Source organism: Streptomyces sp. NPDC027663, from assembly GCF_055566415.1.
In genome coordinates this window covers 914019-926282 of sequence record NZ_JBVHSK010000002.1, presented here as the reverse complement: position 1 = coordinate 926282, position 12264 = coordinate 914019, and the positions used below count along the sequence as shown (strand labels likewise).

The following is a 12264-nucleotide window of genomic DNA, read 5'->3' as shown; positions in this document are numbered from 1 at the left end:
CTCCGGAGGACACGGGTCACCTTCGGGCGGCGTCTTTCGGTCAGTTACTCCGCCGCGTCCCGCTGGGCGCGGCGGGCGTAGGCGCGGGCGGCGCGGGCCCGGTCGCCGCAGCGGGTGGAGCACCAGTGGCGCCGGCCGTGACGGAGCAGGTAGCGGTTGCAGGGGGTGGAGCCGCAGGCGGTCAGCCGCTCGGCGTCCGGCCCGGTGAGCAGATCGGCGGCGTCGGCGGCGAGGGCGGCCAGGGCGTGCTCGACGATCTGGGTGGTGGGGTGGGCGGCGGCCCGGTACAGCCCGCGGTCCTGGGACCAGTGCAGCAGCGAGGCGGCCGGCGCCAGGGTGAGTGCGGCGTTGAGGGCGGTGAGCGCGCCGGTGGGGGCGGGCTCACCGGTGACCCGCGCGGCGAGCAGCAGGCGGACCTCCTCGCGCAGGGCGCGCAGCCGGCTCGCGCAGGTCTCCTGCAGGTCGGCGGTGGCCGGCGCGAGGCCGCGGTCGGTCAGCCAGCGCCGGGCGGCGGCCGGTGTGCCGAGCAGGTCCGCCGACTGGCCCCCTGGCAGGGCGATCACGGTGTTGGCGAGGCCGAGGGCGGGGTGCTGCTCGGTGCCGGGTGCGGGGGGCAGAGGCGGCGTCCCGTCCGTGACCGGCTGGGGTGTCTGTCCCTCGTTCTTCATGTTCCTCATGGTAGGCCTTGCTCCCATCCGTGAGAAGAGCTAACGTCTCTCACGGATGACATTCCTTCTATCCGTGAGGTGAGTCGGCATGCAGATACCGGTCAAGGTCCTCGGCGGCCCCACCGTCCTCATCGAGTACGGCGGCCTCCGCTTCCTCACCGACCCGACCTTCGACGGCCCCGGCGACTACCCCTCGCCCCGCGGCCGCACCCTCGTCAAGACGGCCCCGCCCCGCACGCCCCTCAGTGAACTCGGCCCCGTCGACGTGGTCCTGCTCTCCCACGACCAGCACGCCGACAACCTCGACCACTCCGGCCGCGCCCTGCTCGCCGACGTACCGCGCACCTTCACCACCCCCGCCGCGGCCGAGCGCCTCGGCGGCACCACCGAGCCCCTGACCCCCTGGCAGTCCGTGGACCTGCCCCGCCCCGACGGCGGCACGGTCACCGTGACCGCGGCCCCCGCCCTGCACGGACCCGAGGGCTCCGAGCCGATCGTCGGGGAGGTCACCGGCTTCGTGCTGACCTCCGCCGACCTGCCCAGCGTCTACGTCAGCGGCGACAACGCCTCCCTGGACCTGGTCAAGGAGATCGCCGCCCGGTATGCCCCGGTCGACACCGCCGTCCTCTTCGCCGGCGCACCCCGCATGCCGGCCCTCGACGACGCGCTCCTCGTCCTCGACGGCCGCGGCACGGCGACCGCCGCCCGGCTGCTGGAAGCCCGCCGGGTGGTCGCCGCGCACTGCGACAGCTGGGCCCACTTCACGGAGTCGCGCGAGGACGTGGTCCGGGCCTTCGAGGAGGCGGGGCTGACGGACCGCCTCCAGCCGGCGTGACGGTTCGGGTTCAGTCGGGGTGACGGTTCGGGTTCAGTCGGGGTGACGGTTCGGGTTCAGTCGGGGTGACGGTTCGGGTCCAGTCGGCGTGACGGTTCGGGTCCAGTCGGCGTGACGGTTCGGCAGCCCGTCCGACGCGGCCCTGCGCCTCCTGGCCGGGACGACGGCCACCGTCGAACCGGGCCTGCCGGCACTGGACGCCCACCGACACCCGGCGACTACCCCCGCGACCGAACCCCGAGGACGTCGAGCATGGCCCGGGTGGCCGGGCTGGGATTGAAGCGGCTCCACGCCAGATACTCGATGCGGTGCGGCCCGTCGGTCACCGGGACCAGCGCCAGCCCCGGCTCCTCGGCGGCCAGCGGCCGGACGAACGCCGACGGCAGCAGCGCGATGCCGAGGCCGCGCATGATCAGCCGGGTGATCAGCTCGACCACACCGGCCTCGTACGCGACGTCCCGGGCCAGCCCGGCCGCGGCGAAAGCCTGGTCCGACTGGGCCCGGGCAGGCGTCCCGGCCACGAAGTCCACGAACGTCTCCTCGGCGATCTCCCCCAGCGTGACCCGGGAGGCCCCGGCGAGCCGGTGCCCGGCCGCGACGACCAGCACATGCTCGTCGTGGTCCAGCACCACGCTCTCCACACCGGAGGGCCGCTCGCTCTCCGGCAGCCCGAGAAAGGCGATGTCCAGGTCGCCGTCCCGGATCGCCGCCGCCAGCTCGTCACTGCGCCCGGAGCGGAGCATGACGCGGACCTCCGGGTGCCGTGCCCGGTAGCGCTGCAACAACTCCGGTACGTCCACGGCGGCCGTGGTCACGATCACCCCGACGGCAAGCCGGCCCCGTACCACGCCCGTCGCGGCGGCGGCGTCGGCCACCGCGAGGTCGGCGGCGGCCAGGCACTCGCGCGCCCGCGCCACGAACGCCTCGCCCGCACTGGTCAGTTCGACCCGGCGGCTGGACCGCGCGAACAGCCGCACCCCCAACTCCCGCTCCAGACCGGCGATCCGGTGACTGAGCGACGACTGCACCACGGAACAGCGCTCGGCGGCGCGGGTGAAGTTACGGGTTTCGGCGACCGCGACGACGTACCGCATCTGCTGGAGATCCACGATCGTCCATCGTCCTCATTCATGGCTGCGATGACAAGCATGCGTTGGTTTCATGAACGCTCCGGTCAAGACTTGCCTCATGCCTGCCCCACCCGCACTCACCCCGCCGCGGGCCCCGTCCGCCCACCGTGCGGCCGTCGTCGCCGTGACCGCCCTCGCCCCCGCCTCCTGGGGCACGACGTACGCCGTCACCACCGAACTCCTTCCCGCCGGGCACCCGTTGTTCGCCGGCTTCATGCGCGCCCTGCCCGCCGGGCTGGCCGGCCTGGCGCTCACCCGCGTACTCCCGCGCGGGGACTGGTGGTGGAAGACCCTCGTCCTCGGCGCGCTCAACATCGGAACCCTGTTCCCGCTGCTGTTCCTGGCCGCCGAACGACTCCCCGGCGGTGTCGCGGCCACCCTCGGCGCCACCCAGCCGCTGCTGGTCGCCGGCCTGGCCATCGCGGTGCTCCACGACCGGCCGACCGCCTGGCGCTGGGCCTGGGCCGTGCTCGGTGTGGCCGGCGTCGGACTCGTGGTCCTCGGCCCGCAGGCCCGCCTGGACGCCGTCGGCGTACTCGCCGGCCTCGGCGGTACGGCCGCCATGGCCGCCGGTGTCGTCCTCACCAAGCGCTGGGGCCGGCCCACGGGAGCCGGCCCTCTCACCATGGCCGCCTGGCAGCTCGCGGCCGGCGGACTGCTCCTGCTGCCGCTGACCCTGGCGATCGAGGGGGTGCCGGGGCGGATCGATGCCGGAGCGGCCGGCGGCTACCTGTGGCTGGGCAGCATGGGCGGCCTGATCGCGTACACCCTCTGGTTCCGCGGCATAGGCAAGCTCCCGGTCGGCGCATCCGCCCCCCTGGTACTTCTCTCTCCCCTGGTCGCCACGGTCATCGGCACGGCCATGGGAGAGTCCCTGAGCCTGCCCCAGACGTGCGGCTTCGTCCTGGCGCTGGCGGCGATGCTGGCCGCACAGCTGGACCCGCCGAGGCGACGGCGGTCCGCCCCGAGGGCGATGCGCACGACGGGAGGGCAAGCCGCGGCGAGAGAACACGCCGAGACGTGAAAACAGGCGCGGACGCGAGAGCACGCCGACTTGATGGCGACGCGCACGACGAGACGACACATACAGAACGCCAGAACGCCGGGACGCCAGAACGCCGGGACGCCGGGACGCCGGGACGCCGGGACGCCAGAACGCCGGGACGCCGGGAGGCCGGGACGCCAGAACGCAAGCTCAGCCGAACGTCAGGACGCCAGAACGCCAGGGCGCCAGATCGTCCGAACGTCAGGACGCCGGAATATCCGAACGTCAGCACGTCAGCACGTCAGAGCGACAGAACGAGGGGAACGACGAACCGATGAACATGACGATCGCGGTGCTCGGCGCCACCGGAATGGTCGGCAGCCGCGTCATCACCGAGGCCGCTGTCCGCGGACACCGGGTGCTGGCCCTGTCCCGCAGGCCGGCGAGCGAGCAGCCGGACGTGACGCCGGTCCCGCTCGACGCGAGCGACCCGGACGCCGTGCACAAGGCACTGGTGTCCTCGGACGCGAACGCAGTCGTCCTGGCCGTGCGGACGGACCCGGCGGACGAGGAATTCCTGGTCGGCGTGACCCGGACCGTCCTGGACTCCGCCGCACGACTCGGCATCCGTGTCCTGGTGGTGGGCGGAGCCGGCGCACTGCGCAGCCCCGACGACCCGGACCTGCTGGTGGCCGCCAATCCCGCCCACGTACCGCCGGAGTGGCGGTCGCTCGCCGCCGCGGGAGTCGCGCAACTCGGAACGTGCCGGGCCCACACCCACGCCGACTGGACCTACCTGAGCCCTCCGGCCCTCCTCGAACCCGGCCCCCGCACCGGCCGCTACCACCGCGGCACGGACACCCTGCTCACCGCCCCCGACGGCCGGTCGTGGATCAGTGCGGAGGACCTGGCGGTGGCCGTGCTCGACGAGCTGGAGAGCCCGGGACGGCAACGCCACATCACGGTCGTCCACGCGGGACGGTGACGGACCGCCGGACCGGGTGCCGTCAGCGGGCACGGCACCGATCGAGCGGACTCGGTGCCGACAGCGGCCGCCGGCACCGATCGAGCGGACCGGCTGCCGTCAGCGGCGCGCCAGCACCGATCTACCGGCACCGATCGAGCGGACCGGCTGCCGCCGGGGTCCTCGAAACCCCGTACGCGCACGATGGTCAGGGGGCCGGGACCGGGAAGAGCATGCAGCTGCTGGTGGCGTGGGCCAGCAGCCGGTCGTCGGAGTCGCGGAGTTCCGCCTGGGCGAGGGCGGTGCGGCGGCCACTGTTGAGGACGGTGCCGATGGCGCGGACCTTGCCGGTGTCGACGGTGATCGGGCGCAGGAATTTCAAGGTCAGGTCGATCGAGGTGTAACCCATGCCCCGCGGCAGCACGGACTGCACCGCGCAGCCCGCCGCCGAGTCGAGGAGCGTGGCGTAGACGCCGCCGTGGACGCTGCCGATCGGGTTGTAGTGCTCCTCGCCCGGCTCCAGTACGAAGACCGCCCGGCCGTGTTCGGCCTCCTCCAGGGTGAACCCCAGGGTGGCGGCGATCGGTGCGGCGGGCAGGCGCCCGGCAATGATCTCGCGGAGGAACTCGAGGCCGCTGTGGTGAGGGACGGCGTCGGCGGTAAGGGCGGGGTCTTCCCAGCCGATCACACGTGACCTGTGTATGTCCGCTCCCTTCTGGCCGATCGCGTCGGTGTTCAGGGACTTCTCCGGTGTTCCGGACATGCGGCAGCTCCTCGGCGGGCGTGTGTGGGTGTGGTGTGCCGGTCGGCGATGGGTGGTTCCCGCCGCCGTCGGGTTCAGGGAGTGTCCGGGCCGACGCGAATGAGTCCAGGGCCGGCATCGGCGACCGACCCCCCGGGCTGGACGTCGTGGCCCTCTTCGCAGCGGAGCACCGCGTGCACCGCGGCACCGCAACCCTTGTGGCGTACGACCACGGGAGGCCCCTGTTCGTCCGCGGCCCAGGTGTCGCCCCACTGCCGCAGCGCCGCGATGACGGGCAGGAAGTCCCGCCCCTTCTCGGTCAGCCGATAGGCGTACCGGGTCCGCTGGCCGGGCTCCTGATAGGGGACGCGCTCCAGGAGGCCGGCGGCGGTCAGCTCCTTCAGGCGTGCCGAGGCCGCGGGTTCGCCGACGCCCACGCGCTTGGCGAAGTCGTCGAACCGGCGCGTGCCGAAGAACGCCTCGCGCATGATCAGCAGCGCCGTCCGGTTGCCGACGATCTCCAGGGTCCGGGCGATGGAGCAGTTGGCCATGGACCAGGCGTCCCGCTCGCTCAGCAGATCGTTCATCCCTCGGCCCTCCACCTGACTTGCTTCCTGCGTAGTCAGCCTATAACGTCATAGCTAACTTATGCAAACGTTAGTCAGCTGGGTGTGTGCATCACGAGGGACAACTCGCAGGCCGACCTCACCGATGGCGTCGCCGCCCTCCACCCGCAGCCCGGCTGAGACGAGGACACGATGCCTTCCACTCCTTCCCCCGCCCTGAACCGGCTCGAGACGGCCGACGCGCAATCCGGCGACCGGCTCTCCCCGCGCACGCCCACCCGTTCCGCCGCCGCCCTCACGCTCGTCGCCATGTGCCTCGGCGCCATGACGACGTTTCTGCTGGTCACGGCATCGGTGTCGGCGCTGTCGGCCATCCAGGACGACCTGCACGTCTCCCCGACCGGCGTCGTCTGGATCCCCTCCGCGTACACCCTGCTCGTGGCCAGCCTGGTGATGTCCGCGGGCACCATCGGCAATCTCTACGGCCGTAAGCGCACCTTCCTCGTCGGATGCGCGGTCATGGTCGTCGGGTCGCTCACCGTCTACTCCGCGGGTTCGGCGGGAGGCGTCATCGCCGGCCAGCTCGTCTCCGGCGTCGGAGGCGCGCTCATCCTGCCGAACAGCCTGGCCGTCCTGGGTGCCGCTTTCCCCGACCCCCACCGGCGCACCGAGGTCGTCACCGCCTGGGCGGCCTCCTCCGGCATCGGACTGGCCGCCGGCCCGCTGATCGCGGGCGTACTGCTGGACCACTTCCACTGGAACACGGTCTTCCTGTCGACCGCCGTCCTCGCCGTGATCACCATGGCCGCCGCCGTCTTCGTCGCCGAATCGCGCAGCCCCGGCGGCAAGCTCGACATCCCCGGTCAGGTCCTGGCCGTCCTGGGCATCGCCGCCCTCGTCTACGCCCTCATCGAAGGCGGACACGACGGCTACACCAGCCCCCGCATCCTCACCGCCTGGGTCGTCGCCGCCGCGGCCCTGACCGGTTTCGTCCTCGTCGAGCGCGCCGCCCGCGCGCCCATGCTGGACATGACCCTGTTCCGGTCGGCGTCGTTCAGCGCCGTCATGTTCGTCGGGGCCGTTTCCCTGTTCGGCTTCACCGGGGTGGCCATCCTGTCGGTGCTCTTCTACGAGCGTGTCCAGCAACTGTCCGCCCTGGACGTGGGGTGGCGGCTGCTGGCCTTCTTCGGCGTCTACGTCGTCGTCGCCTACGCGACCGGACGCGTGATCCGCCGCACCGGCTTCAAACTCCCGCTGACCCTGGGCTTCCTCGTCGGCGCCGCCGCCACGGCCGGATTCACCACGCTGGACCCGACCACCCCCTATGCCCGGGTGTGGTGGCTGTACGTGCTCTTCGGAGCCGCGAGCGGGATGGTGGCCGCGCCGAGCACCGCTGCCGCCCTGGTCAGCGTCTCCCACGAACGCGCCGGCATGGCCTCCGGAGCCGTCAACGCCTTCCGCCAGATCGGAGCCGTCACCGGCTCCTCCCTCCTCGGCGCACTCCTCGCCAGCCGGCTTCAGTCCGAACTGCCGTCCCGGCTCGATGCCCACCACGTGCCCCGGGCAGCCTGGCCCGCCGTGGAGCACGCCGTCTCCACCGGCAGTGCCGGCCACCGAGCGGCCCCGCAGAGCGTGACCGCCGCGGTGGGCGACGCCTTCACCTCCGGCGTCCACGCCGGTATGACCGTCATCGCCGCCGTGTTCCTGTGCGCGGCCCTCGCCTCGGCCCTGCTCATACACAACCGGCCGCACCACACCGCCACGACGACCTGACGCGCGGTTACCGGGAGCGACACCGAGACCGCGGGCGCGCTGCGCGGCGGCCGATGGGGCAGAGGTGGTCAGGCTGCCGGGGTGGGGGCTCAGGCTGGTGGGCGACGGTGGTCAGGCCGCCGTGGCAGGGCGCGGCTCGCCGTGGAAGACCTGGCGGGCGTGCCAGTCGCGGTGCGCGGCAGCGACACGCTGTGCACCGGGCTGCGGGCCGACGAGCAGACGGCCCGCGAGGGCTATGACGTGCTCGCGGGCGGCGGGGCTGTGGCCGACGAAGCGCTGTGAGACCAGGATGCGGTGACCGTCCCCCACTCCGAGGACGCCCTTGTCGAAGAGCCTGTGGTGCAGGGAGCACAGGCACAGCCCGTTCTCGATCTCGTCGGGGCCGCCGAACGCCCACCAGCGCACGTGGGCGGCCTCCAGCCCGACCGGCACCGCGCCGATCCTGCCGTCGTACCCGCAGAAGGCGCACCGGTACTCGTAGGCGGTCAGTACCAGCTCCCGCATCCGTGGGTCCCGCTGCCTGCGTACCGCCGTGAGCCGCTCGGTCTGCGCCGGCTCCAGCTCCAGGCCGACGGCTTCGCACAGTTCGCCATGGAGGGAGGGCGGGAAGTGCAGGTCGAGCAGCAATCGCGCGATCCTGCCGAGCAGGTGCGGCTCGCGCCGCAGGGCCGCTCTCAGGTCCGGCGCGAGCCGCCCGGTGGCGCCCGTCTCCCGGAGGTCCCGCACCCCGGTTCCGGGGCTGCCGGGCCCGCGGTCGGTCCGCACCTCCCACACGCCGTCGCTGACCAGGTGATGGAAGGGATAGGCGGGCGTCGTCCTGTTCGGAGGACCGTACTCGGTCAGCAGCAGTTGCAGGTCCCGCTCCACCGCGGTGTACCGCAGTCCGCCCTCCGCGTCCTCCTGGAACCGGCCGAGGGCGTACAGGAGCAGCAGCGGCTTGTGCGGAGCCCGGGTCCCGCTCCTGGTCCACTGCCTCAGCTTCGCGGTCCGCTCCACCCAGTCCATGGCGGCCGATCGTAGACCGCGCGGCCACCTGGTCCCCGACGAAGGCGACCGTCTCGCCGAGCGGTGCCCGGCCAGTACGGGCGTCATCGGCCGTGACGTCCTCGAACCCGATCGACATGCCGCAGAAGAGGACGAGTTCGTCCGGGGGCGACAGGACCTCCGCGACGGTCCGGTGAAACTTCGCCCAGGCCATCTGCGGGCAGCTGTGCAGGCCTTCGGCACGCAGCAGCAGCATGACGGTCTGCAGAGACATGCCGACGTCGGACCATTGAGGCCGGCGCATGTCGCGGTCGATGTAGCAGAACAGGGCGGCGGGTACCCCGAAGCAGTCCCAGTTCGCGGCGGCGGCCCAGCGACGCATGCGCCGAGCCTTCACGCGGTCCGCGGAGACACCGGGCGTCGAAACCACCGGCCGCCCTGGCCGCCGGCGTGACCCCAATGTGCCCTGGCTGCCTGACGGCCCCTCTACGGCACTGAAAGGGCGAGGTTCCGAAAACCCCGCCCGAACCCATCAAAACCCCAGATCAGGGCCAAACAAGGCAATAAGGCTGATGCCCCGCCTCGTGCAACCGATGGCTGAAGTCCTGCCACTCGTGCAGCAGCTGGTACACGTTGAACGCGTCTCGCGGCCCGCCCCGGTCCGGGACCGTGGACCAGATGAAGGCCGCCGCGCCCACGGCCTCCTCGCCGATGCCGCGCAAGGGGTCGACGACCGTCATGGGGAGTTTCACGACCGCATAGTCGGGGTGCAGGACGACCAGTTCGAGGGGCGGGACCTTGTGCAGGGGGACGCCTTCGATGCCGGTCAGGACCATCGCGGCCATCGTCTCCGGCTTGATCTTGGTGAACATGCCGTTCATGCCCAGTTCGTCGCCGCCGAGTTCCTCGGGCCGCATCGAGATGGGAACGCGGGCCGCGGTCGCGCCGTCCGGCGCGCCGAAGTATTTGTACGTCACCCCCACCCGACCACCATTCCTGCTCCCCGCCCGGAGGCGGTCGGCGCGTAGCCCCTGCACCTCGCGTGCGTCACTTTGGCGTCCGTCGCTCTGGCGTCCGTCACTCTGGCGCCCGTCGGACTGGCGTCCGTCATTCTGGCGCCCGTCGGACTGACGTCCCTCGGACTGTCGTGCTTCCTGACGTGCCTCGGTCGATTCCTCCGCTTCGCGCCGGTGCCTTCCCCGCCGGGCACGTCGAGGACCCAGGTCATCAGTCCCCTCGCCCAGTCCGCCACCGCGATGCATATCTCCACCCGACTGCTTTTCTAGGACGCGTGGCCCCCGCCGCGCAACCCGATCATCGTGTCAGTGACCTCCCCCACGGCCGCCCTCCGAAACGTGCGGTGGAACAACAGTCCACGGGGATCTTTCCGGCCTCTGATCATCCGGCTCCTGATGATTACGTGCGCAGGAGCTTTGTGTATCAGCTCTCAGTCTCGCAGATGCCTGCCGGGTGGCGACGCTTTGATCTCGAGGTCGCCCGCGGTCCGGCCGGGGCGCGGCCTACCCTGAGGAGGTCACCCCGCAACCGGAGTCCGAGAAGCCGGAGAAGTCGCACGTCATGAGTGCCATGAGCGAAACGCCATATCCCTACGACGCGCCCGTCTCACAGGCGCTCTTCGACCGCGCCTCCGCCGTCACCCCGGGCGGTGTGAACTCCCCGGTGCGCGCCTTCCGCGCCGTCGGCGGCACCCCCCGGTTCATGGTGTCGGGCAAGGGCGCCTACCTCACCGACGCCGACGGGCGCGAATACGTCGACCTCGTGTGCTCCTGGGGTCCCATGATCCTCGGGCACTCCCACCCCGAGGTCATCGCCGCCGTGCAGGAGGCCGTCGCCCGCGGTACGTCCTTCGGCACGCCCGGTGAGGGCGAGGTGGCGCTGGCCGAGGAGATCGTCGCCCGCGTCGAGCCCGTCGAGCAGGTCCGGCTCGTCAGCAGCGGGACCGAGGCGACCATGTCCGCGATCCGGCTCGCCCGTGGGTTCACCCGGCGGTCCAAGGTGATCAAGTTCGCCGGCTGCTACCACGGGCACGTCGACTCGCTGCTCGCCGCGGCCGGCAGCGGCGTCGCCACCTTCGCGCTGCCCGACACGCCCGGTGTCACCGGTGCGCAGGCCGGCGACACGATCGTGCTGCCGTACAACGACCTGGAGGCCGTGCAGGAGGCCTTCCACCGGCACCCGGGCGAGATCGCGTGTGTGATCACCGAGGCCTCGCCGGGCAACATGGGCGTCGTGCCGCCGGCCCCCGGGTTCAACCAGGGGCTGAAGGACGCCTGCCAGAAGAACGGCGCGCTGTTCATCTCCGACGAGGTGATGACCGGCTTCCGCACCAGCCGCGCCGGGTGGTACGGCGTGGACGGCGTCAAGCCCGACCTCATGACCTTCGGCAAGGTCATGGGCGGCGGGTTCCCGGCCGCCGCGTTCGGCGGTCGCGCCGACGTCATGGCCCACCTCGCTCCCGCCGGGCCCGTGTACCAGGCCGGCACCCTCTCCGGTAACCCCGTCGCCACCGCCGCCGGTCTCGCCCAGCTGCGACTGCTCGACGACGCCGCGTACGACACCGTCGACGCCGTCTCGAAGCAGATCCAGGGTCTCGTCACCGAGGCGCTGAGCAAGGAGGGCGTGGCGCACCGGCTGCAGACGGCCTCCAACATGTTCTCCGTCTTCTTCACGGACCGGCAGGTGCGCGACTACGAGGACGCCAAGCGGCAGGAGTCGTACCGCTTCACCGCGTTCTTCCACTCGCTGCTGGCGAACGGCGTCTATCTGCCGCCGTCGTCCTTCGAGTCCTGGTTCGTGTCCACGGCCCACGACGAGCGGGCCATCCAGAAGATCGCCGACGCCCTTCCGGCGGCGGCCCGTGCGGCTGCGGAGGCCACGGCAGAATGAGCGACACCAAGGACATCACCGTCGTCCACCTCATGCGGCACGGTGAGGTCGAGAACCCGGACGGGATCCTGTACGGGCGGCTGTCCGGCTACCACCTGTCCGAGCTGGGCCGGCAGATGGCCGACCGGGTCGCCGAGCACCTCGCCTCGCGGGACGTGACCCATGTCTGTGCCTCGCCGCTGGAGCGGGCGCAGGAGACCGCGACGCCGATCGCCAAGGCGCACGGACTGGATCTCGACACCGACGAGCGGCTGATCGAGGCCGACAACGTCTTCCAGGGCAAGACCTTCGGCGTCGGTGACGGCGCGCTGCGCAAGCCGGAGAACTGGAAGCACCTCGTCAACCCGTTCAGGCCGTCCTGGGGTGAGCCGTACGTCGACCAGGTCGTGCGGATGATGGGCGCGCTGAACGCGGCGAAGGACCAGGCGCGCGGGCACGAGGCGGTGCTGGTGAGCCATCAGCTGCCGATCTGGATCGTGCGGTCGTACGTCGAGCGGCGGCGGCTGTGGCACGACCCGCGCAAACGGCAGTGCACGCTCGCGTCCCTGACGACTTTCACATATCAGGGCGACAGAATCGTGTCCGTGGGCTACAGCGAGCCCGCCATCGACCTCGTCCCGGTTCATCTGCGCGCCGGTGCCAAGCCCCAGAAGGGCAAGGGCACGGCCCAGGGGAAGGCCTTCGGCGCCTGACCGGCCCAACACCCGTAC

General features: G+C 71.8%; 12 protein-coding genes and 1 pseudogene. 6 read left to right on the top strand and 7 right to left on the bottom strand.

Features of this window, described 5'->3' with window-relative positions; all coding sequences use genetic code 11:
* Window positions 1-44: 44 nt before the first annotated feature.
* Window positions 45-668 (bottom strand): CGNR zinc finger domain-containing protein, encoded by a 624-nt coding sequence (locus ACZ4SF_RS09115; RefSeq protein ID WP_468380248.1) that lies wholly within the window; start codon window positions 666-668, stop codon window positions 45-47.
* An 88-nt stretch (window positions 669-756) separates the two neighbouring features.
* Here ACZ4SF_RS09115 and ACZ4SF_RS09110 point away from each other — a divergent pair, with 88 nt between their 5' ends.
* Window positions 757-1503: an MBL fold metallo-hydrolase gene (locus tag ACZ4SF_RS09110; RefSeq protein ID WP_468380245.1), complete on the top strand. Its 747-nt coding sequence runs from the start codon at window positions 757-759 to the stop codon at window positions 1501-1503.
* 218 nt (window positions 1504-1721) lie between these two features.
* Here ACZ4SF_RS09110 and ACZ4SF_RS09105 read toward each other — a convergent pair whose 3' ends face one another.
* A complete protein-coding gene (locus ACZ4SF_RS09105) occupies window positions 1722-2612 on the bottom strand; it encodes a LysR family transcriptional regulator (protein WP_468380242.1) in 891 nt (296 codons plus the stop codon).
* Between the two features lie 79 nt (window positions 2613-2691).
* Here ACZ4SF_RS09105 and ACZ4SF_RS09100 point away from each other — a divergent pair, with 79 nt between their 5' ends.
* Both ACZ4SF_RS09100 and ACZ4SF_RS09095 read left to right on the top strand, forming a co-directional pair.
* Window positions 2692-3657 (top strand): EamA family transporter, encoded by a 966-nt coding sequence (locus ACZ4SF_RS09100; protein WP_468380240.1) that lies wholly within the window; start codon window positions 2692-2694, stop codon window positions 3655-3657.
* Between the two features lie 301 nt (window positions 3658-3958).
* Window positions 3959-4603 carry an NAD(P)-dependent oxidoreductase gene (locus ACZ4SF_RS09095; protein WP_468380463.1) on the top strand — a complete coding sequence of 215 codons (645 nt, stop codon included), beginning with the start codon at window positions 3959-3961 and terminating at the stop codon, window positions 4601-4603.
* 187 nt (window positions 4604-4790) lie between these two features.
* On the opposite strand, the gene ACZ4SF_RS09090 is transcribed toward ACZ4SF_RS09095, so the two are convergent.
* Complete coding sequence (locus tag ACZ4SF_RS09090) at window positions 4791-5285, bottom strand: PaaI family thioesterase (RefSeq protein ID WP_468380460.1); 495 nt, start codon at window positions 5283-5285, stop codon at window positions 4791-4793.
* A gap of 134 nt (window positions 5286-5419) precedes the next feature.
* Window positions 5420-5911 carry a winged helix-turn-helix transcriptional regulator gene (locus tag ACZ4SF_RS09085; protein WP_468380237.1) on the bottom strand — a complete coding sequence of 164 codons (492 nt, stop codon included), beginning with the start codon at window positions 5909-5911 and terminating at the stop codon, window positions 5420-5422.
* A gap of 171 nt (window positions 5912-6082) precedes the next feature.
* On the opposite strand from ACZ4SF_RS09085, the gene ACZ4SF_RS09080 reads away from it, so the two are divergent.
* Window positions 6083-7663, top strand: a complete 1581-nt coding sequence (locus ACZ4SF_RS09080; RefSeq protein WP_468380236.1) for an MFS transporter — start codon at window positions 6083-6085, stop codon at window positions 7661-7663.
* A 111-nt stretch (window positions 7664-7774) separates the two neighbouring features.
* Here ACZ4SF_RS09080 and ACZ4SF_RS09075 read toward each other — a convergent pair whose 3' ends face one another.
* From ACZ4SF_RS09075 to ACZ4SF_RS09065, 3 genes and pseudogenes are all read right to left on the bottom strand, one after another.
* Window positions 7775-8668 carry a phosphorothioated DNA-binding restriction endonuclease gene (locus tag ACZ4SF_RS09075; protein WP_468380234.1) on the bottom strand — a complete coding sequence of 298 codons (894 nt, stop codon included), beginning with the start codon at window positions 8666-8668 and terminating at the stop codon, window positions 7775-7777.
* 37 nt (window positions 8669-8705) lie between these two features.
* Window positions 8706-9017 (bottom strand): annotated as a pseudogene (locus ACZ4SF_RS09070) (nitroreductase family protein); the annotation flags it as partial.
* A gap of 175 nt (window positions 9018-9192) precedes the next feature.
* On the bottom strand, window positions 9193-9630 hold the full coding sequence (locus tag ACZ4SF_RS09065; protein ID WP_003974483.1) for a hypothetical protein: 438 nt from the start codon (window positions 9628-9630) through the stop codon (window positions 9193-9195).
* 604 nt (window positions 9631-10234) lie between these two features.
* On the opposite strand from ACZ4SF_RS09065, the gene hemL reads away from it, so the two are divergent.
* Both hemL and ACZ4SF_RS09055 read left to right on the top strand, forming a co-directional pair.
* On the top strand, window positions 10235-11554 hold the full coding sequence (gene hemL / locus ACZ4SF_RS09060) for a glutamate-1-semialdehyde 2,1-aminomutase (protein ID WP_468380231.1): 1320 nt from the start codon (window positions 10235-10237) through the stop codon (window positions 11552-11554).
* A complete protein-coding gene (locus tag ACZ4SF_RS09055; protein WP_468380229.1) occupies window positions 11551-12246 on the top strand; it encodes a histidine phosphatase family protein in 696 nt (231 codons plus the stop codon). Before hemL ends, ACZ4SF_RS09055 begins: the two co-directional genes overlap by 4 nt.
* Window positions 12247-12264: the final 18 nt, after the last annotated feature.

Coding starts and splice junctions, on each gene's coding strand:
- ACZ4SF_RS09115 (WP_468380248.1), bottom strand. CDS start 668: ATGAAGAACGAGGGACAGACACCCCAGCCGGTCACGGACGGGACGCCG.
- ACZ4SF_RS09110 (WP_468380245.1), top strand. CDS start 757: ATGCAGATACCGGTCAAGGTCCTCGGCGGCCCCACCGTCCTCATCGAG.
- ACZ4SF_RS09100 (WP_468380240.1), top strand. CDS start 2,692: ATGCCTGCCCCACCCGCACTCACCCCGCCGCGGGCCCCGTCCGCCCAC.
- ACZ4SF_RS09095 (WP_468380463.1), top strand. CDS start 3,959: ATGACGATCGCGGTGCTCGGCGCCACCGGAATGGTCGGCAGCCGCGTC.
- ACZ4SF_RS09085 (WP_468380237.1), bottom strand. CDS start 5,911: ATGAACGATCTGCTGAGCGAGCGGGACGCCTGGTCCATGGCCAACTGC.
- ACZ4SF_RS09080 (WP_468380236.1), top strand. CDS start 6,083: ATGCCTTCCACTCCTTCCCCCGCCCTGAACCGGCTCGAGACGGCCGAC.
- ACZ4SF_RS09075 (WP_468380234.1), bottom strand. CDS start 8,668: ATGGACTGGGTGGAGCGGACCGCGAAGCTGAGGCAGTGGACCAGGAGC.
- hemL (WP_468380231.1), top strand. CDS start 10,235: ATGAGCGAAACGCCATATCCCTACGACGCGCCCGTCTCACAGGCGCTC.
- ACZ4SF_RS09055 (WP_468380229.1), top strand. CDS start 11,551: ATGAGCGACACCAAGGACATCACCGTCGTCCACCTCATGCGGCACGGT.